General features: G+C 59.8%; 16 protein-coding genes and 2 pseudogenes. 14 read left to right on the plus strand and 4 right to left on the minus strand.

Annotated elements, in window-relative coordinates; genetic code table 11:
• The first annotated feature begins 10 nt into the window (after positions 1-10).
• Positions 11-880: a copper resistance protein B gene (locus tag AC1TXO_RS16060; RefSeq protein WP_486402672.1), complete on the plus strand. Its 870-nt coding sequence runs from the start codon at positions 11-13 to the stop codon at positions 878-880.
• Between the two features lie 18 nt (positions 881-898).
• On the opposite strand, the gene AC1TXO_RS16065 is transcribed toward AC1TXO_RS16060, so the two are convergent.
• The gene (locus AC1TXO_RS16065; RefSeq protein WP_486402673.1) at positions 899-1,885 is read right to left on the minus strand and encodes a zeta toxin family protein; all 987 of its coding nucleotides are present in this window, start codon (positions 1,883-1,885) and stop codon (positions 899-901) included.
• Positions 1,886-2,157: 272 nt separating this feature from the next.
• On the opposite strand from AC1TXO_RS16065, the gene AC1TXO_RS16070 reads away from it, so the two are divergent.
• The 4 genes and pseudogenes from AC1TXO_RS16070 (at position 2,158) to AC1TXO_RS16085 (ending at position 5,311) form a co-directional block, all read left to right on the plus strand.
• Entirely contained in the window at positions 2,158-2,637 is a 480-nt protein-coding gene (locus tag AC1TXO_RS16070) for an autoinducer binding domain-containing protein (protein WP_486402674.1), read from the plus strand.
• Positions 2,638-2,924: 287 nt separating this feature from the next.
• Positions 2,925-3,611, plus strand: a complete 687-nt coding sequence (locus AC1TXO_RS16075) for a DsbA family protein (protein ID WP_486402675.1) — start codon at positions 2,925-2,927, stop codon at positions 3,609-3,611.
• A 227-nt stretch (positions 3,612-3,838) separates the two neighbouring features.
• Positions 3,839-4,057 (plus strand): annotated as a pseudogene (locus tag AC1TXO_RS16080) (single stranded DNA-binding domain-containing protein); the annotation flags it as partial.
• Between the two features lie 1,089 nt (positions 4,058-5,146).
• On the plus strand, positions 5,147-5,311 hold the full coding sequence (locus AC1TXO_RS16085) for a hypothetical protein (RefSeq protein ID WP_486402676.1): 165 nt from the start codon (positions 5,147-5,149) through the stop codon (positions 5,309-5,311).
• A 42-nt stretch (positions 5,312-5,353) separates the two neighbouring features.
• Here AC1TXO_RS16085 and tssM read toward each other — a convergent pair.
• The 3 genes and pseudogenes from tssM to vasI all read right to left on the minus strand — a co-directional run bounded on the left by tssM (position 5,354) and on the right by vasI (position 10,955).
• Positions 5,354-8,968 (minus strand): annotated as a pseudogene (gene tssM, locus AC1TXO_RS16090) (type VI secretion system membrane subunit TssM).
• Positions 8,969-8,976: 8 nt separating this feature from the next.
• Positions 8,977-10,428 carry a type VI secretion system protein TssA gene (gene tssA, locus AC1TXO_RS16095; protein ID WP_486402677.1) on the minus strand — a complete coding sequence of 484 codons (1,452 nt, stop codon included), beginning with the start codon at positions 10,426-10,428 and terminating at the stop codon, positions 8,977-8,979.
• On the minus strand, positions 10,416-10,955 hold the full coding sequence (gene vasI / locus AC1TXO_RS16100) for a type VI secretion system-associated protein VasI (protein WP_486402678.1): 540 nt from the start codon (positions 10,953-10,955) through the stop codon (positions 10,416-10,418). Before vasI ends, tssA begins: the two co-directional genes overlap by 13 nt.
• A 406-nt stretch (positions 10,956-11,361) precedes the next feature.
• Here vasI and tssB point away from each other — a divergent pair, with 406 nt between their 5' ends.
• Genes tssB through icmH form a run of 9 tightly spaced genes read left to right on the plus strand, consistent with a single transcriptional unit; the run spans position 11,362 to position 20,120 of the window.
• A complete protein-coding gene (tssB, locus tag AC1TXO_RS16105; protein WP_486402679.1) occupies positions 11,362-11,865 on the plus strand; it encodes a type VI secretion system contractile sheath small subunit in 504 nt (167 codons plus the stop codon).
• A 16-nt stretch (positions 11,866-11,881) separates the two neighbouring features.
• Positions 11,882-13,372, plus strand: a complete 1,491-nt coding sequence (gene tssC / locus AC1TXO_RS16110; RefSeq protein WP_486402680.1) for a type VI secretion system contractile sheath large subunit — start codon at positions 11,882-11,884, stop codon at positions 13,370-13,372.
• A complete protein-coding gene (gene tssE / locus AC1TXO_RS16115) occupies positions 13,369-13,779 on the plus strand; it encodes a type VI secretion system baseplate subunit TssE (RefSeq protein WP_486402681.1) in 411 nt (136 codons plus the stop codon). Before tssC ends, tssE begins: the two co-directional genes overlap by 4 nt.
• 3 nt (positions 13,780-13,782) lie before the next feature.
• A complete protein-coding gene (gene tssF, locus AC1TXO_RS16120; RefSeq protein WP_486402682.1) occupies positions 13,783-15,549 on the plus strand; it encodes a type VI secretion system baseplate subunit TssF in 1,767 nt (588 codons plus the stop codon).
• Positions 15,513-16,529 carry a type VI secretion system baseplate subunit TssG gene (gene tssG, locus AC1TXO_RS16125; RefSeq protein WP_486402683.1) on the plus strand — a complete coding sequence of 339 codons (1,017 nt, stop codon included), beginning with the start codon at positions 15,513-15,515 and terminating at the stop codon, positions 16,527-16,529. Before tssF ends, tssG begins: the two co-directional genes overlap by 37 nt.
• Entirely contained in the window at positions 16,526-17,083 is a 558-nt protein-coding gene (locus AC1TXO_RS16130; RefSeq protein ID WP_486402684.1) for an FHA domain-containing protein, read from the plus strand. The genes tssG and AC1TXO_RS16130 overlap by 4 nt, the downstream gene beginning before the upstream one ends.
• Positions 17,080-17,874: a type VI secretion system lipoprotein TssJ gene (gene tssJ, locus AC1TXO_RS16135; RefSeq protein ID WP_486402685.1), complete on the plus strand. Its 795-nt coding sequence runs from the start codon at positions 17,080-17,082 to the stop codon at positions 17,872-17,874. Before AC1TXO_RS16130 ends, tssJ begins: the two co-directional genes overlap by 4 nt.
• Before the next feature lie 52 nt (positions 17,875-17,926).
• Complete coding sequence (gene tssK, locus AC1TXO_RS16140) at positions 17,927-19,264, plus strand: type VI secretion system baseplate subunit TssK (protein WP_486402686.1); 1,338 nt, start codon at positions 17,927-17,929, stop codon at positions 19,262-19,264.
• 1 nt (position 19,265) lies between these two features.
• Positions 19,266-20,120 (plus strand): type IVB secretion system protein IcmH/DotU, encoded by an 855-nt coding sequence (gene icmH / locus AC1TXO_RS16145; RefSeq protein WP_486402687.1) that lies wholly within the window; start codon positions 19,266-19,268, stop codon positions 20,118-20,120.
• Positions 20,121-20,185 lie beyond the last annotated feature (65 nt).

Here is a 20,185-nt window from a genome sequence, read left to right on the forward strand (position 1 = left end):
GAGACAGAAGATGGCCTGCACCCTCGCACCCGCATCCCTGCTGGCCCTGAGCGTTTCGCTCTGGGTACTGGGTGCAGCCGCTGAAGAGATGGATCATTCGGCCATGGGGCACGCCTCCATGGATCACTCAAAGATGAGCCGCAGCCCTGCCGACACGCCTACGACCACCAGCCGCACTCCCATCCCTGTCCTAACCGACGCTGACCGCCAGGCCGCATTCCCGCCCTTGGCCGGCCACCAGGTACACGACAGCACGATCAACAGCTTCTTCCTGCTCGACCAGCTGGAATACCAGGACGCCAGGGAGGGCAGCACCCTGGCCTGGGATGCATCGGGCTGGATTGGCGGCGACATCGACCGCCTGTGGATTCGCTCCGAAGGTGAGCGCACCAATGGAGTCACCGAGAAGGCCGAACTGCAGTTGCTGTATGGCCACTCTGTCAGCCCCTGGTGGGATGTGGTGGCCGGGCTGCGCCAGGACTTCGAACCGGACACGTCCAGGCGCTGGGCTGCCTTCGGCATCCAGGGCCTGGCACTGTACAACTTCGAAACCCAGGCCACGGCGTTCATCGGCGACAACGGCCAGAGCGCTGCGCGCCTGGAAGGCGAATACGACATCCTGCTGACCAATCGCCTGATCCTGCAGCCAAGTGTCGAGGTCAATCTACATGGCAAGAACGACCCCGAGCGCAGAACAGGTTCGGGCCTCTCCAACACGGAGGTCGGACTGCGTCTGCGCTATGAAGTGGTCCGCCAGTTCGCCCCCTACCTGGGCGTCAGCTGGAACCGGTCCTACGGCCGAACCGCCGACTTCGTGCGTGACGAAGGCGGCAACGTGGATGAAGGACGCTTTGTCGTCGGCATCCGGATGTGGTTCTGAGCATGCTGCCACACAGACTCAACGGTAAATGTATTTCATGACGTACATGGACAGTTCCCTGAACGCTTCGACTGGAATTTTCTCCACCATATTCTGCGCTCGCCCCAGGGTCTTGCAGCAGAGCCTTACCATGTCCAGGCGCGCCTTGGTGGCGACCATACCGGTGTGGACCACTTGGGCGTACTGCGGATAAGAGCACGGGGAATTTGCCCCTGGGCTCCGGCGAATTTCAAAAGAAGGATTGATACCCGGCAGCCTGACGAAAGGCTCCCCGTGAAAATCACGCGCAGGCGCAAGTTCGGTCGGTACTTCACAATGGCTGTGGCAAAGCGCCTTGCTCTCCATGTCAGTCTCGATCCCGCGGTGATACAGGGTAATTTGAGAGCCCGCCACCTGCGTGCAAGCATCCTCGAACGCATCGAGAATGGCGCGGGCATTCAGGTGGGACGCCTCGATCTTGGTCAGGGGCAAGAACCGTTCGAATTCATTGTTTTCGACACTGGCAACAGCACGGTCCAGTGTTGCCCAATGACTGAACTCCTTGTGGCAGGCGATCATGTGGACTTCGAACTGATAACCGAGCTCTACGGCCAGCGGTGGAAAGTCGGCGAATCCGGGATCATCCAGGGCGGTTTCCATGATGATGTTGTAACGGTTTGAAAACGCATGGCCGAACACGCGACCGCCCAACGCCCAGACAAAGTCTTCAGTATGCTCATACACATGAAGAACACCTTTGTCCTTCATATCCTCATAATGCGGATGAAGCGTTCGAAATGACGGCAGGTAGAGCCGCACATAATTGTCATACCGCCCACTTGGCAGAAGCTTTTTTTCAAGGAGGAAGGTCTTGCCCGCCCCCTGTGCACCCGCAACGATCAGCATTTTCGGGCTGGGCTCACAGTTCGTGCACTCTGCATCACGTGCCTTGTCGAACAGTGTCTTTTCAAGCACGCCAAAAGCGCTCTCTACATCCGACTCAGAATAGGGATAAATCATGCTCACGGCGTACTCCTTCAGATAGACAAGACCGGTCGAACACGACTCTAGAGGCAAGGCCAGCGCGCGCTGTGGTATTTAACTATTGGAGGGCATTCGGCGCCTGTGGTCTGGACGTCCGCTCTGCCAGCGAGGCATGTAGCATCGAACGCTCGCATGCCTGATTCGCAACGAGCCGGACACGCCATTAAACAAAGTGTTTATTTCTTGCCCGGGCGACGAACGATAAAGTCGGGCTCACACCGAAGGACAGGTTGTGTACTACTGCAGGAGCAGCGATGGATCGCGAAACGCTTGCCCGATGGCAGCGGCAGGACCGACTACCCACCTTATTGGGCGAGCTTGAGGCGATGCTTGGCGAACTGGGCTTCGAGTTCTATGCATTCTCCTTCAGCCTGGGCCGGCATCAGCTGCACTCAAGCAATATTGCAAGCGCTTGCGGCCGTCACGATGCAGTTCCCGGGCTGATGCGGGCTGCCCGGGCACGTTGCTCAGGCTCCTGCTTTCCCGTGCCCTGGACAGCCCAACTGTTCTCTGACGACTCGGCCGCCTGGCAATGTGCGCAGGCTTGCGGGCTCAGCCATGGCTGGATTCAGCCGCAACAGGGTGATGGCGGCCACAGTTGCCTGGCTGTGCTGCGACCACGCTCGCCACTCTCGCCCCAGGAGATGTACAGCAAGGCGACGTCGGTGATGTGGCTGAGCGAACGGCTCCATCAAGCCGCAGCCGCGTTACTCAGCAACGACCCACAGCGCTGACAAGACCTGCAGGCGGAGCTGGAACATTTCTGTCTGGGCCAAGCTTCCCCCTTGTCACGGGTCTGGGGCCTTCTCAATCTTGCGCAACACCTTGTAGAAGGTACTGCGCTTGGCGTGCCGTGCCGATCAATCCGTACCTGGCCCTGGCGATGAGGGAACTGGAGGAACAGGCCACGCGTCATATCTTGGCGCGGCAAACGGGATCAGCGAGCAGGGGGCGGACACTCGCATGGCCCGGAAGATCCACGAGGCCCGCACTACCGACCCCCTCTGCCAGGAGAGGCACCATGCTCAAACGGATGAGCAAGACCACCACCCAATGGGCGCTGAGCTGGAGCGCCCTGATCGTCGTTGTCGTGCTGCTGTGGCAGCCGTTTCGTGCGCAGATGATCGAGAAGCCCGACGGCCCGCCGTGGATCTATGGCAACCCCGAGGCCCGCTTTACCGTGGTCCTCCATGCCGATCTGGAATGCCCGAATTGCCGAGAGTATCTGCCACGGCTGCAGCGCTGGATCGTCACCAACGACCATGTCAATCTGGCATGGCACCATCTCCCCCTGCCACAGCACGAGCCCGCCGCCAGCCGTGAAGCCGCGCTGGCCGAGTGCGTAGGCCAGGCCGAAGGGCGCGAAGCATTCTGGGGGGCGGTGGTGTGGGTGTCCCTGCACACCCAGGGCAACGGCCTTGGGCTGCCCAGCGGCACGGACTACCCCACGCCCTCTCCCGCCTTGCAGGCCTGCCTGGAGGGCCGGGAAGCCATCCAGGTGGTGCAGGTACAGAAACGGGATGCACAACGCTACGGATTGAATGTCACGCCGGCCCTACGCCTGATCGACAATCACAGCCAACGGGAGTTGATCTTGCGCGGTACGGTCGAACCCGATGCCCTGCTTTCGGCGATCGACCTGCTGGTCCCGCCAGAAAGCGCGGACGCCGAAATGCCTGCTGACACTGTCAGCGAGATGTCCCGGTAGTCCTCGTTCGTCACAGCTACGGCGTCGCGGTTGCGGTGTTGAACGCGCAGCCCTTGTTCGCCCGTCTCGGGAACATTCCGCCAACTGATCGAGAGTCGCCGCTTGATCCTGACCAGCGCGCCGAACAGAACATGGCGATTGATGGTGTAGATCGACGAACCGTCAGGGTGGAAGCCTGGATTCCATGGACTAGGGTCTGTGTGAAAAGTCTTGAGACGAAGGTCAGGCAAGGTCGCTGCGTGCGTGATGAGTGGGAGGACGACGAGGAAAACTCGCGCGTAACGTTCAAGGTCGAGGCCCGGCGCGTGGACATTCTGCCGTATCGGCTGGAGGGGGTTTCGTTGAGTGCCAAGCCGGGGATGGGGTCGGGGCCTGTTACGACATCGGCATCGATATCTGCGTCTATTGCTCCCTCAGCACCTGCGTCAGATGAAGCGGAGGACTGAGCCGGAGCTATACACAACACGCCCCGCCGCCCCTGCTTCACCAGCACACTCTCCAACAATTCGAATAGCTGTCCACTTGCACCACATGCTGAAGGTTGTAGAAGCGGTCCGGCGCAGCGCCTCTCACCTCATCCATCTCGGCGGCCGTGGACCTGTCATTTTTGCCAGTAGCCGGGTGAGTGAAACGGACAAATCATATCTGAGCTAGAAACTAATTCATGTTCTGGAGACAATATCATGAGCTTGAGAGAAGACATCAAACAGCAACAGAAAGAACGTGAGAAGGTGCAGCAAAGGAGGGAGGAAATACAGCTAATGGAAGAATTATCAAAGAAAACGCTGGAAAAAAATTATTAGAGGAAGCGGAGGTAAAAAAATCACAGTTGGAATAGTAGCCAATACCCGGATAGGGGCTAGCCGTAACTGCAAAAGTGGGATTTATGTTTTTCCTTGATGTGCCTAGCGAGCGGCTGCGCCAACCGTTTGCCGCTCGCCATGCGGCAGCGCGAACGGTTTGGCGCTGCCGCAATTATCCCATGTGGATAGCGCAGCTGGCGTCGAGGGGCTAGCAGACCTGTGTACGCTCGATATCAGGCGCCGGCAGATCATCGCCACGCTGCTGCTCAATTATGAGGGGTGGTAGCCTTCTTCACTTCATCCAACAAAGCCCAGAGTAGGGGCTCCGCTCCTGCTGAACTCAGGTCCAATACACTGTCGGATCTACAACGAATTGCACATCGTAGATGTTAGGAACTTAACTCAAGCTCTTTGTTAAACATGAATAACACCTCCTTGCAGCTGTGCTTTTCCTCACCCGAGCACTGATCAAATAAGTCCAAGGCAGGAGTGACTCAGATCACCTCGACCTCTTCCGCCTGCATGCCCTTCCGCCCTCGCTTGGCAATGAAGCTAATCTTCTGGCCTTCGCTTCATCCCTCACGTCCTGACCTCCTGGCGCGCGCGGAGCGAATAGTCCTTGTGAATCATCTCCCCTGTCGCACTCGGATTCACAAAAGCCGGCCTCACCCACACCATCAGCTCCTTCAGCCGTCGAATGTGTCCATGGCGCATGTGGCCCCTGGGGGAGACATGATTGCCTCCCGCAGTACTATCGCCACTTCGCGGCGCATCAATATCAAGCACCCGATAGCTAAAAAACGGTGGCTTTCCCTTGGTCCTTTGCTTCTTATTCAGGAAGCTGAGTGCGGCGATGTCAGCTACGGCCTCAAGCTGCTCGAGGCCTGGGTACAGTAATGCAAAGCTTGTACTCGCTCGTCCTTTTGCATTGCCAACTCCTTACATGACAGGTGCGCCCGCCTGTCTGACCTGAACCACCCTGGACGGCTGCTGCAGCAACCCGCGCGGCAAGCGGAAGCCTTTGAAAGGTTGTTGAGTAATGGGGTTGAAGGCCTTCTCGGCGCTGAGCCGGTAGCGCATCACGCCATCACCGGTCCTGAAGCTCAGGTCCACGCTGGTAGCCGTCCGACCATTGAGCGAACCGCGACTGAGCAGGCGGAACATGGACCAGGGCCCTCGATACTCCAGGCTGCTGCTGTTGCCGTTCTGCCTGAGCAGCGTCAGGTTGCTACGCACATGTTTCCCAAGCGTATTTGGCCAGATGATGCCAGTGATCTGGCTCGTGCCATGGGTGTAGGAAATCAACTGACCATCCAGGTCCAGCAGGCTGGTGCGCTGGTTCGCACTCAGACCTAACGGCTCGATACTGAACTGCACACTCAGGTTGCCGCGCTGATCGAAGAACGTTTCGCGAATGCGGTCTGCCAGTTCCAGCTGTTCGATCACATCGCTGCGAATAAGAGATCGACCTCCCTGCCCCGCTTGCAACGCCTCGAGGTTGTCCTTGAGGAACACCTTCAGATACTGATCATTGAACTGCTGCAGCCGCCCCTTTGGTCCGAAGAACGCCTCGAAGTCATCCAAGGACGCATCCGGCGCCCTGGCCACGAAGGGATAGCGCCCTGCAAGGCGCTGCTGGAAGAAGCTGTACACCTCGGCATCCCAGCGCCGCTCCAACTCACGCAGGGCTTCAACGTTCAGCACCTGGGCCGTTTGATCAGCCACTTTTCTGACCTGATGATTGATCGGTTCAGGCAAGCCGGTAGCGACCCGCTGCAAGGTGCCGATGGGGTCATGCCCTGTCATCGAGAAGCGCTGATGCACAGCCTGTAGTGCGGCCTTGCCCCGGTCCGCGCTGTCCTGCACCGCCTTGGCGTAGTCGTGCACGGCTGTGATGGCAGTCAGGGTTTCATCGTAGTAGCTAGGCTTCTCTGCCGTTCCCTGCAGCATGGCGCTCAGCCCAGCGAAAGCCCTTTGAATAGTCCACGCCTGCTGATGCCCGGGCCTGCTGCCCTTGGACAGTACCGCTTTGGTTTCGTCCCCCACGTCCACGACTTCAACCGATGAAAGCGAAGTGTTGTCCTTCACCGTATCCAGCAGCCGATGAAGCGGCGCCGCAGGCCCCGTCAACTGCTGCAGGATCGCGACGCCATGATCCAGGTCACGGAAGTCAGCCACAGAAAAGGCATTCAAGGCACGGCGCCAACTGTCAATGTAATCGGCGCTATACAAATTGCGCAGCCGTTCGCTCAGTGCCTCCCGGTCTGCATCCGAGTAATCGAGCTGGCTACGCTCGCCCAGCGCCCATTGGTCGATCATCGCCATCTCGGCGAAGCTCTGGCTGCGTGGCTCGAAGTACTGCTTGAAGCCTTTGGCCGTGAGCATCGGCGCCAACCGGACATCATCGCCCGTGCTGGCACCCATGGACGGCTGATACACCAGGTCGAAGGCCGGCCCGACCTGATGACGCAAATCCAGCCCGGTGTGCAATTGCTCCCCAGCTTGCTGTTTGAGGCCGGCATAAACCCGCTCGGCTAACGGGACCTTGCGCAACGTCTCCTGCGCCAGGGCGATACGCTGGGTGTACTGCGGCAGGTCGGTATCGGCGTAGGCCAAGGCGTACTTGAGGTGCCGCATGAGGTCGCGCTGCAGTTGCCCCTGCCCAGGGAATTTCTGCTGCCATTGTCGCGCCATCCACTCTTCGACCCACTCGGCGCGGCGGTTCTGGCGGTCTTCCAGCATGCGATAAACCCTGAGGGCAGCCATTTGCTGCTCACTGCCTGGCGGAGCCGCATCCATGGCATCGATCACACCGCTGGCCAGGGCCGGCAGGAACCGCTTGGAGAGCAAGCTGAGATATGCCTCATCGACACGCGGGCCAATGGCACGCCCTTGATAAAGGCCAAAATCGGAAACACCCGGCCATGCAGCGCGATAGTCGCCAAACACCGCCACTGCATCGCGGATCTGGTCAAGCGGCTCCAGCAGGTTGCGTCCGGTCGGGTCCAGGCGCTGATCCACTTCGTGATGGCTGTATTCCCTGCTTTTGGCCAGTACGTTGGCGGCTTTGGCGCCATTGATATCGAAAAAGCGTTGCCAGCTGGCGATGGCGACACAGAACGCCAGAACCCCTACCCCAGAGCCGACCCACAGCAGTTGACGCTTGCTGCGCGCCACTTTGATGTTGTCACCAGCAAGGCCGGCTTCCTTGTAGATCACGCGCCCGAACGCATGCTGGATGAAGTAGACCAGCGCCTTGCCCTGCGCCTTGCCCTCCAGAAGAGGGCGCTTGGTATTGTAGGGCTGCGCGGCCTCGCGCACGAATGCATTGAACATGTCACCTTGCTGGATGACCGAGGACCAGTACACGCCCCGCACCAAGGCCGGCGTGTAGCGATCACTCGCCAGCGCTTCTTTCAAGAAGCCGAGCAGTATCGGGCGCAAACCGATCAACTGGGCATGCAACGAGAACAGCCGCGCTCGCTGCGCAGCACTGTCCAGCGTATCGAGCCTGTCCACTACCTGCTCGAACAACTGGCTGATCAACTGTTCGTAGTACTCGCCATACTCCTCCAGCCAAGCGTCGAACGTGCCGATCGCATCCAGCTTGAACGTGAAGCCGAGCATCTTTTCGCGCATGGAGACGGAAAGGCCCGCATAGAGCTGGTCAAAACCGTCCAGAAGATCGAACTTGGTCAACACCACATACAGCGGCAGGCGCGAACCCAACTGACTGCTTACCTCGTACAGACGGGTGCGCAGTACATGCGCCAACGCAACGCGTTGCTCGGGCGTGCCGTGTAATAAAGCGGGCAAGTCCACGATCAACAAGATGCCATTGAGTGCTCTCTGGCTCCGGTTGCGCAATAGTCAATCCAACAGGTGCTGCCACAGTCTGGCTGGGGATGCAGGCGGCACTTGCTGTGAATCTGATCCGTCGGCGGGCGAGCCTGCCAGCGACTCCTGCCTGATGAACGCGCCTGGCGGATCAATGATCACCGCGTCGTTGCTGACCCACCACCCTATCGGGAAGGCCAGCGCTCTGGCCTGTTTGCCCTGCGCCTGCACCTTATCGATGCGGGTCAGCGAAAAGCTCTGCTCTGAGCGGTCGATGAAGCTGGACTTGCCGGCATGCTGGTCGCCTATTACCAAGTACCAAGGCAATCGGTACAAGGCACGTCGCCCGCCTGCACTATCGAGAAATCGCGAGAGCCCTTGGTCCAAGGCTTTCTCTTGTGCTCGAACCAATGGCAATACGCTGTCCAGTTCGGCGGCTTGCGCCTGCTTGCGTTCTGCCTGCAACAGAAGATAGCGCCGGCGTAGCACAAAGAGCCAGCAAAGCAGCGGCACCAGCACGATCACCAGGCTGGCCAGACTGCGATGTGCCAGGCTGGCCAGTGGATGCTGGTCACGCCACGTCCACTGCGGCCCGAGCCACCAGATGGCGACCAGCATCAGTACGGCACCCAGCGCGAGCAGCAGTGGCATGGCCAAGCCGATCCGAGTCGCCAGAGGCAAAGCCCAATGTTTCAATAGCTTCCATAGGTGATTCATGGAGGGTCCTAGTCCTTGTTCTGATCAACCAACGCATGGGGGGCGGCATACTGTTGCAGTCGTTGAAACACCTCCGGCTCCCAAACACTGGCGGTGGTGTGCTGCATGGTCCGGGCGACGCTGGCGCACAGGTCCTGGGCGAGCCAGGACACGCCACGGGCGGCCAGTAGATCGGCTGCAATGACGGTGGTATGGCAGCGCTCACGTGGCGCCCGGAGGTCCGCCTGCATGGCCTGCAATTTGAGCAAAACCGGCTCTACCCCTCCGGCTTCCAACTGGCTGACCAATTCTTCGCGCAGGCCCGCGAACTCGTGAACAGAATCGGCTCCAGCTTGCTCAGCGGTGCCTTTAAGCCAGGCCATGCTCTGATCATCCAAGAACGCTCTGCCGTCGCTGAAGCACAACTGCTGCAGCGCGGGCATGCGCTGGACGAATCGGGCAGTTGCCGCGCGGATGGCCTCAGCCACCTCCCCCATTGCCAGTCGTGTCGCCGCGGTGGCCGCAAGGAAACTGCCGCGTATCCAGAAGGGGCAAGCCGTCACGCTTTTTTCGATCCGCTGAAGCAACGCCGCATCGATCGCGGTTCCAGCAATAGCCTCTTCATAGTCGCTGCCGATATCCAGCGGTACCGCCATCAGCTCGGTGCGATTGCCTTGCTTGATTTGAGGCGCCGCCTGGATATGCGCCCACAGCCCGAACCGACGCAACTGGTAGCCCGTTGGGTCGTAGGGGTCTTGCTGATTGATCATCTCGGCCATGGCCAGTACGGCCCGTCGTGATTCACGCTCGTTGCCTAACGACACGCGGGGCATTGGCGTGGCAATGACCTCGGCCAGCGGCGCAGGCCTGATAGCTGCCGCCAACGCCTTCGCCGCAGCAGGCTCACCCGCGCCACTCGCCAACTCCATGTGCTTGCGTAGCAATCGCTCCACATCACTCAGGGTGGCTTCATCCAACTGAGCGACGCCTTGCTGTTGTTGCAGCCGCTGCAATGCCTCTTGAGCGACGGCCGCATGTGCTGGGCTGAAGGTAAAGCGATCCAGGCGCGGTAGCGCTTCGTTCAAGCGGTTGAGCACCAGGCCAACCAGCTTGCGCTTGGCCAGAAATCCCTTGGGGCCAGGCTTGGGATGGGCGTCCTCCCAATAGTGCTCGACCATGCCGGCCAGTAACGCCAAAGTGAATCCCCACCGCTCCCAACAACCGCTGCGAAGCCATGCTGCACTCAAATGGGCAACGATGCGCAAGTGCTTGCACTGCTGCGCCAGATACTGCCGTGACCCTTCCTCGATGTAAGCCCAGTCGAGGGTGGATTCCTGCAGCCCGCCCAGCTTGACCATTTCCTGGTCGATAGCCTGGTAGGTTTCGTCCTCCACATCAAACAAGCCGGCCGGTACCTGTGTGTCGATGGGTACGAGCAACCGGGCAATTTCCTGCGCGTTGACTTCGGCTACCAACGACATGTCTTGCGCGCCTCGTCGATAAGCGGGTCCAGACCCTGAGCATCGAAGATCAACCCGTCAACGGCTGGGTTGTCGCTCTGGACCTCGATGCGATGGGCGCCGATCAGCTGCTTGATCTGCTCGATGCCCGGCAAGCCCCGGCCGGCGTCGAGCACCTGACCGTTCTCCGTCACCTGCCAAGGGGTTGCGGCGGTGGTACTGCGCTCCCCCTGCAATCGCACCGTCACCCGACCAGCATCAACGGGTTGCGCAGCGACCAGTTGCAGCCTGGAGATGTTCTGCAAACAACTGATCACCAGGTAGGGATGCGGCGCGGCCGAAGCGATCGCAGGTGCAGAGATCGTCAACCCGTCGTCTTCAGAGCTAAGCCGAAACGTTAGGTCGTCGGGGCTTCGCCCTGCTTCGTGAGTCAGCACCCGACGCACCGTGGGTGAGTCCTGTTCAGGCGCCGACCACTGCATGGACACCGAGTGTGCCGGGGTTCCGGCGGACTCATCGAAACATGCCAAGCGCTCAAGGTTGGACACGATCCGCGAGCAATCCTGATCGGAATACGCGGTTATTGGCATACAGCCGAGCACCAGACAAAGACTTACGCCACAAGTTTTATTACCAAGCATCGTAAGTAAATACCTTTCACATGGTAGATATGACCTATTCAGACTAGCGGATCTGAAACAGCCCTTTCCAGGCACTCAAGCCCCTGTAATCGGCAAGAGCCTAGCCCATCAGAACAGCAATAAACAAAAAAACATTTTCTTACATTTTCATACTCGACGACATGACAAAAGCAAGCGCAAAGTTTTTACGCGAATCACAACCAACCCCGCTTTTTGTTTATACCGCAGACAAGTAATTAGGAATTTTCCTACATACCAGACTGCAACTAAAATCCAATACGGACAACTCCCAAGAACACGGAGAGATTCTGCGATGGCAAAATCCACAGGATCGGTTGCACCCAAAGAACGCATCAACATCAAGTACGTCCCGGCCACCGGCGATGAACAGGCCGAAGTAGAGCTACCGCACAAGATGTTGGTGATGGGCGACTTCGGCCTGGACGACACCCGTGCGCTGGAAGACCGGTCGGTCATGCGTGTCGATAAACATACCTTCAACAACGTGTTGAACGACGCCAATGTCAGCCTGGCCATGTCGGTGCCTTCCATGCTCAGCACGGCCGCCGACGCAGAGCTGGCGGTCAACCTGCAGTTCAGATCGATCAATGACTTCGGGCCAGACGGCATCGCCCGCCAGGTACCGGAGCTCAGCAAGCTTCTGGAGCTACGTGAGGCGCTCGTGGCGCTGAAAGGCCCGCTGGGTAACGTGCCCGCCTTCCGCAAGCAATTGCAACACCTGTTGAGCAACGAGCAGGCGCGCAAACAACTCGCTGAAGAATTGGACCTGGTGCTTGAGGCGCCAAAAGAAGACTGAGACAACGGAGCGTCCCATGCCAAAGCCAACCAGCACTTCCCTCGCCGTTGAACTATCCGGCGAGACATTGAGCAATGCCACCTTGCTCGACCAGATCATGGCCGAAACAAAACTAGTGCCCGCTCAAGAGGGCTATCAAGTCGCTCGCCAAGGCGTATCGGCCTTTATTGCAGAAATACTCAAAAGCGATGACCCAGATCAACTAATCAATAAACACCGCGTCGACCAAATGATTGCAGAGCTGGATCGAGTACTCAGCAAGCAAATGGATGCCATTCTTCATCAATCGGAATTCCAAGCGCTCGAATCCTCGTGGCGCAGCCTCAAACTGCTGGTGGACCGCACGGACTTCCGCGAGAACATCAAGCTTGAAGTCCTGCATGTCAGCAAAGAAGACTTGCTCGACGACTTCGACAATGCCGCCGACATTACCTGCAGCGGTATGTACAAACACGTTTACACCGCAGGCTATGGGCAATTCGGTGGCGAGCCGGTGGCGGCCATGCTGGGGAATTACAACTTCGGCCCCTCTTCGCCAGACATCAAGTTGTTGAGCTACATGGCCTCCGTGGGCGCCATGTCGCATGCCCCGTTCCTGGCCGCCCCCTCCCCCGATTTCTTCAATCTGAGCAGCTTTGAAGAGCTGCCCAACCTGAAGGAAATCAAAGACATTTTCGCAGGGCCACGACATGCCAAATGGCGCGCCTTCCGCGAAAGCGAGGACGCCCGCCACACAGCCCTGACAGGGCCACGCTTCATGCTCCGCTCGGCCTACCATCCCCAGGAACAGCCGATCAAGAGCTTCAACTACGAAGAAAACATCGACGGGCGGCACGACAACTACCTGTGGGGCAACTCCGCCTTCCTGCTGGCCAGTTGCATCAACGACAGTTTTGCCCGCTACCGTTGGTGCCCGAACATCATCGGCCCGCAGTCCGGTGGCGCCGTCGAGGATTTGCCCGTGCACCTCTACGAGGCGCTGGGGCAACTTCAGGCGAAGATCCCTACCGAGGTGTTGATTTCCGACCGCAAGGAGTTCGAGCTGGCCGAAGAAGGCTTCATTGCGCTGACCATGCGCAAGGACAGCGACAACGCCGCGTTCTTCTCGGCCAATTCGGTACAGAAACCCAAGAACTTCCCCAAGACCCCGGAAGGCTTGCAGGCCCAAACCAACTACAAGCTGGGCACACAGTTGCCCTACCTGTTCATCGTCAACCGGCTGGCCCATTACATCAAGGTGCTGCAACGCGAGCAGATCGGCAGCTGGAAGGAGCGTCGTGACCTTGAGTCGGAGCTCAACAAGTGGATCAAGCAGTACGTCGCCGACCAGGAAAACCCCTCCGCCGATGTGCGCAGTCGCCGTCCGTTGCGCGCCGCGAGGGTCGAGGTTTCAGACGTTGCTGGCGATCCGGGTTGGTACCAGGTTTCGCTCGCCGTGCGCCCGCACTTCAAATACATGGGCGCGAACTTCGAGATCTCGCTGGTAGGCCGGCTCGATACCCAATGACCGGATTTTTCGAACGCTTGGTTGCCGATCAATCGGTGATTCGGGCGCCGTCCAGGCAAGAGAACGCCTCCCACAAGTTCGCCACAATCAAGCGCCACCTGGAAACGCTGCTCAACGCTCGCCAGGGTTGCTCACAGAGCAGCCCTGAGCTGGGCCTGCGCGATTTCAACGGGCATGACGTGAGCAGGGGCGACCTCCTGAAGCAAGTCAGCGCCGACATCCGCCGCACCATCCAGCGCTTCGAGCCTCGCGTGCACGTACGTTCACTCAAAGCCGTGCCGGACTGCCACGCCCCTCAGGAGTTGCATTTCAGGCTGGACTGCCAGGTGCAGGTGAACAACCACACGGAGCAGCTGCAACTGGAACTGCTGGTCAACGGCCATAACCGTCATACCCGAGTGAGGTGATCCATGTCGCTCAAGGATCGATTCAGCGAAGAGTTGCGTTACCTCCATGAACTGGGGAACGACTTCGCTCAGGACAATCCGCAACTTGCCCGGCTGCTGGGCAAAGGTGGCAGCGACCCCGATGTGGAACGCTTGATGGAAGCCTTCGCGTTCCTGACGGCCAAGCTGCGCCTGAAGCTGGAGGACGACCTCCCAGAACTGACGCACCCCATGTTGCAGCTGCTGTGGCCCAACTACCTCCGCCCACTGCCAAGCGCCACGATCATCCAGTTCACGCCACGCAAACAGGCGCTCAGCCAGTCGCAACAGGTGTCAAAGGGCGCACGTCTGCTCTCCAGGCCTGTAGACGGAATTCCCTGCGAGTTCCGCACCTGCACCGCTGTGGACATCCATCCATTCGAGATCGATGTCGTGGGTTCAACCCAAACGCTCGACAGCTCAGTGGTTCGCATCGACCTGCGCACCCTGGTCGAGCGCCCACTGAGCACGCTGGGCTGCGCCAGACTCGACTTCCATCTGAGCGGTTCTGCCCGGACAGCGCGCACGCTGTACTTGTGGATCGCTCACTATCTCAGTCATGCCAGCGTGACGATCAATGGTCAGGCTCGTAGGCTGCCGGCCAACAGCATCGTCTTCCCAGGTTTCAGCCCAGAGGAGGCATTGCTGCCCTATCCGCAGAACGTTTTCGACGGTTATCGGATCCTGCAGGAATACTTCATCTTCCCTGAGCGCTTTCATTTCTTCGCCCTGACGGGCCTGGAGAAAATCTGGCCTGACCAGACAAGTCAGCACGTGGCGCTCGAATTCCACTTCACCCGTCAGTTGCCCGACTCGCTGCGGATCGGCAAAGCCGATTTCAGCCTGTTCTGCACCCCTGCGGTGAACCTGTTCAAGCACAGCGCCGAGCCCATCGACCTCTCCAACGAGGTCGCCCAGGTCGAACTCACCCCCAAAGGCGCCGAGCGCCACGCCTACGAAATCTTCAGTGTCGATCAGGTGATCAGCACCCGCACGACAACCGACGGCAGCGCCGGCAAGCACCTGCGAACCTTCCGCCCCTTCGAATCGTTCGCCCATGAGATCGAGCATGTTCAAGGGCGCACGGCGTTGTACTACCGCTACACCCTAGAAGATTCACTGCGCGGTGATGGCATCACGCACCGTATCGCCTTCGTGCGGGCCGACGCCAACGCGTATATCGGTGAGCTGGAGACGGCGTCCATCGACCTGACCTGCACCAACCGCGATCTGCCCCTGGCGTTGGGCATCGACGACATCAATGTGCTCTCGGAAGTCACCCCACCGCTGACCAGCTACACCAACATCTGTGCACCGACCCGCCCCTGTCGGCCGGTGCTCGACGGCCAGTTGCAATGGGCCTTGATCTCCAACATGTCGCTCAACTACCTGTCGCTGCTCTCGGCCGAGCCATTGAAAGCGGTTATCCGCGCGTATGACTTTGCTGCCCTGCACGACATTCAGCAGACACGCACCACCCGCAAACGCCTCGACGGCATCCGGGATATCCAGACGGCGCCTTTGGATTGGCTGATCAAAGGACAGCCCATTCGCGGCCTGCGCACGCAACTGGAGCTCGATCAGGCCGCATTCCTCTGCGAGGGCGACCTGTACCTGTTCGGTTGCGTGCTCGCGCACTTCTTCGCCCTGTACGCCAGCATCAATTCCTTCCATCAACTGGAAGTGATCAACATCACCAATAACGAGCACTACACATGGCCCATCCAGACCGGCAAGCAGCCGCTGATCTAGCCGAGAAGTTGCTCGCGGGCGCGCACCGGTACAACTTCTACCAGTTGCTGGAGCGCCTTCACGGGCTTCACGGAGACGATCTCGAACCCCGCTGGCCCAGCGAGCAGGCCCGTCTGCGTGTGCGGCTCGGCAGCGACCCGCGGCTGAACTTCCCGGTGTCGGACATCTACAAAGCCGAGCGCATGCCCGAGGCAGAAGATCGCTATCGCGTGTGCACCACGTTCATGGGCCTGCACGGCACCGACTCTCCGTTACCTTCCTATTACCTGGAGCAGGTGGCATACGAGCATGCACAGGGTATCGGCGTGCGCCCGGCGTTTTTCGACTTCTTCAATCACTACCTGCTCAGCCTGCTACACCGTATCTGGCGCAAGTACCGCTATTACATTCGTTTCCAACCGGGTGCCCGCGATGGGTTCTCCCAGTACATCTTTGCCCTGCTCGGGTTGAATGACAAACAGCTGCGCGGCGACACAGCGTTACCCTGGAGCCGGCTGCTGAGCTTCGCGGGGGTGATCGCCAGTCGCAGCCGGGCACCGGGCACCGTTGCCGGCATCATCGCGCACTGCTTCGACCTGAAGCAGGTGCAGATTCGCGAGTTCGAAACCCGCCCGGTACCTACGACCATCCAGCAACAGGTAAGCCTGGGCCGCAGCAATGGGGAGCTGGGCAGTTCCTTCATGGTCGGCAGCCGCACGCGAACCCGCAGCAGCAAGTTCACCATCGTGATCAGCGAGCTCGATCAGGCACAGTTACGTGACCTGCTGCCCAGCGGCATCAACTTCAATCGCTTGCGTGCACTCATCGACTTCCTGCTGCGCGACGGCCTGGCCTACGACCTGGAACTACGGCTTAAACAGAAGGCGCTGTCGCCCTTCTGCCTGCACCCCAGCCGAGGTGCTCATTTGGGCTGGACCAGCTTCATCGATGACCGACACGGCCAGATCAGCCCCGTCGTGCGGTTCCGGGGGCGCTCATGAGCACTTTGATCTTGAGCATCACCAACCTCGACCAGTTGCAGCACAACGTTATCGCCCGGCACGAATTCGATCGCGCAGGCGGCACCGTCGGCAGCGCGGGAGCCACGTGGCTGATCAATGATCGTCAACAGGGCGTGGCGCCGATCCATTGCGAGATCCGCTGGATCGAAGGCAGCTTTTGCGTGATCGACCGCTGCGAGCGCACCTATCTCAACGACAACCTCGACAGCCTGGGGCCGCTATCGGCCAGGCGCCTGCTTGAGGGTGACCAGCTTCGTGTTGGCAGTTATCGGCTGTTGGCTCAGCTCTCCCAAGCGGATGCCCGTTCGTTGGAAGATTTGTTCAACGCAGACGTGCCGGTACTCGACCAACTCATCCTGGAAGCACCCGCGCAACGCTGGCTGCCCAAACCCACAGCCGCCCCGGAAGTCGCCGAGATCTGCTCGGTCTTCGATCCGGGCATGGGCAACGATCCCCTGGCTGCACTGCAAGCAGTGAAACAGCCTGTGCAAGAGAACCCGCTGGATCGGCTGATCGCAGGAGAACGCTCATGACGCGTCATTCAATCGTGGCCGGCCTTCTGGCAACACTGATCGGGCTCTCAGGCTGCACGGCCCTGAGCAAAATGGGCCAAGTGGCGATGAACCCCTCGATACCCGTCGGGCCTCCCAAGGATCATCCTACTGAAGTCGCATTCAGCATCAACGCCAGCCCAACGCTCAACAACAACCCCAACAGCCCCGAAGCTGCGACTGAGCAAGAAAGCAGCCTTGAACCCAGCCCCTACGCTGTCAGCTTGAGCGCAGCCGACCCCTACGCCCTGACCGAGAAAGTAGGGACCCTGCTGGAGTTTCTTCAGGACCAATTCCCGGCGTTCTCGCCCGTCGAGCTGCCAGTGGAAGAGGTCGATGAACCCGCCCGCTCTCCCTTCGAGGAAAGCACACCCGGCCGCTACGAAGACCCGACCGTTGTGCTGACCTTACCGCGTGCAGGCAGGGTGGCTACAGAGTCGGTCGCCACTCCAATGGCCATCAAGATCCTGCAACTGCGCGACGACTCGCTGCTGCGCAACAGCCTGTACGAACTGTTGGACAAGGACCCCGCCAAGGCGCTGCGCAGCACCTACATCCGCGATGACGACTACCTGCTACGGCCTGGGCAGTTCAAGTTCATCCCCTTTGCCGCCATCGAGCCCGAGACCCAGTTCATCGCAGTAATCGCCGACTACCGCGATCAGGAGAACGCGACCTGGAGCCAGGTGCTGCGCATCCCACCGCGCGGACGACAACTCATCTTGTCGATATTGCTCAACGACACCCAGGTCCTGCTCAAGGAGGAGGACTGATGGCGCCTGCAACCCTGCCCTTCTCGCCCACTCACGCTGACACGGAGCGCTCATGAGTTCACGTAATCCCGTCCTGTGGCCTGAAGGCCTGTTCGTCAAACCACAGCATTTCCAGCAGGCCGCCCGTTCCGCTGAAGCGGCCTTGCATCAACGTCTCGCCAGCCTGAATGCAGCCTTCTATGGCTTCAGCGAGCTGCAACTGAATGACGAGTACCTGAGCCTAGGCAAGATCGCCATCACCCGCGCACGCGGCATCATGCCGGACGGCACGGTATTCGATATCCCGGCGGATCTGCCTCCGCCGCTGCCGCTGGAGATCCAGGACGACGGCGCGAAAGACAGCGAGGTCTACCTCTGCCTGCCGCTGCGCACCGAGGGTGGACGTGAGGTGAGCTGGCCTGACAATGCCGCCAACTTCCGTTACAGCGCTCAGGCTCAGGAAATCAAGGACACTCATAGCGCCGACGGCGACTTGGCGCAGGTTGATCTGGCGGTGCCCAACCTGCAGCTCAAACGCAAGGCTGACGACAGCAGCGCTTACACCCGCCTTGCCATGGCACGCATCCTGGAACGTCGGCCCGATGGCAGCCTGCAACTCGACGAAGGGTTCTACCCGACCAGCGTCTCGGTACGGGCGGTGCCGGCACTACAGCGTTACCTCGAAGAGATCACCAACACTCTGCGCGAGCGCTCACGCAACCTGGCCGGCCGCATAGGCGCCTCGGGCCAATCCGGTATCGCCGATATCCGCGACTTCAACCTGCTGCAGGCCATGAACCGCTGGTGGCCGTGCTTCCAGCATCTGGCCAGGCAGGGGCAGACCCACCCTGAGCAGTTGTACCTGCACATGAGCCAGGCCTGTGGCGAGTTCGTGACCTTCACCGACGAGAGCCGGCTGCCGCCAGAGTACCCCGCCTACCAGCACACGGCTTTGCGCACCTCGTTCAAGCCACTGCAGGACAGCTTACGTCGCGCCCTGGGCACGGTCCTGCAACCGCGGGCTGTTTCGCTGCCACTGAACGCACTGGATTACGGCGTGATGACGACAACGCTCGAAGACCGCCGCCTGATCGATGACGCAGACTTCATTCTGGCCGTGCGTGCTGATCTGCCGCCACCGACCTTACGCCAGCTGTTCCTCCAGAAAGCCAAGGTCACATCCCTGGAGACCTTGAATGACCTGGTGCACAAGCAGCTACCTGGCATTGCGCTACATCCGCTGCCGGTAGCCCCTCGCGACCTCCCCTTCCATGCAGGCTTCAGCTACTTCGAGCTTGACCGGCGCGATCCGGCCTGGGCCTGCATGAAGACAGCCAACGGTTTCGGAATTCATATCGCGGGCGAGTTCCCTGGGCTTGAACTGCAGTTCTGGGCGATCAGGAGTGAGTGAGATGCAAGAGAACAACCTCGCACGCAATGAAACCGCCTCCGCTCGAACTGAGCTATTGCAATCGATGCTTGGGAAATCTTTGCCCACTGACGCCACAGCACTTGAGACCGCTACATCCAATCCAGAGTTTGCTTACAAAGGCTATCCCGCCGATCCGGACTTTCAGCTACGAGGTGGCTACAGCAACCTGATGCTGGACACTGCCGCCCCTCTGTTTGGTCTGGTCATGCGCCTACGCACGCTCGATGCGTTACCCAACATCGTGGAAGTGCACCAGCAGGTGCGCAACCAGATTGAAAACATCCAGCAGGAGGTGCGTCAGCATGGCTACGAGACCACACAACTTTTGGCGTACTCCTACGGCCTGTGCCTGTTCATCGACGAGGCCGTGATGGAACGGCCCTGGGGACAGGCCAGCCTCTGGAGCCAGGAGCCCCTGCTCAGCATTTTCCACAGCGAAACATTCGGCGGCGAAAAGATCTTCACCGTGATCTCGCGCCTGATGCAGGAGCCCCAGCGCTACAAGGACGTGCTGGAGTTCATGTACTTCATCCTGTGCCTGGGCCTGAAAGGCAAGTACGCCCTTGCGCCCAAGGGCGCAGAAACGCTGAACACCCTCATCCACCAACTCCACGGAATCATCCGTGAGCTTCGCGGACCTACGCCGGCAACGGTCTGCGACCCCTACACCAACGTTGCCCCGCGCAACTTCCGCATGAACCGGCAGTGGCCCTGGTGGAGCCCATTGGTGATTTCCGCCATTGCAATGGCCACGGCCTACGGCATCTACAGCTACCGCCTGCACTTGATCACCAGCGAGGTGCTGCAGTCGCTCAACGGCATCTTGCAGCAGTAAACAGCCGACCCTCGGCAGAGCCAATTTCAACGAATTGACGGGGCGGTTGCCTCGTTGAAAAAGCC

This window comes from Pseudomonas sp. FA117, assembly GCF_057370475.1.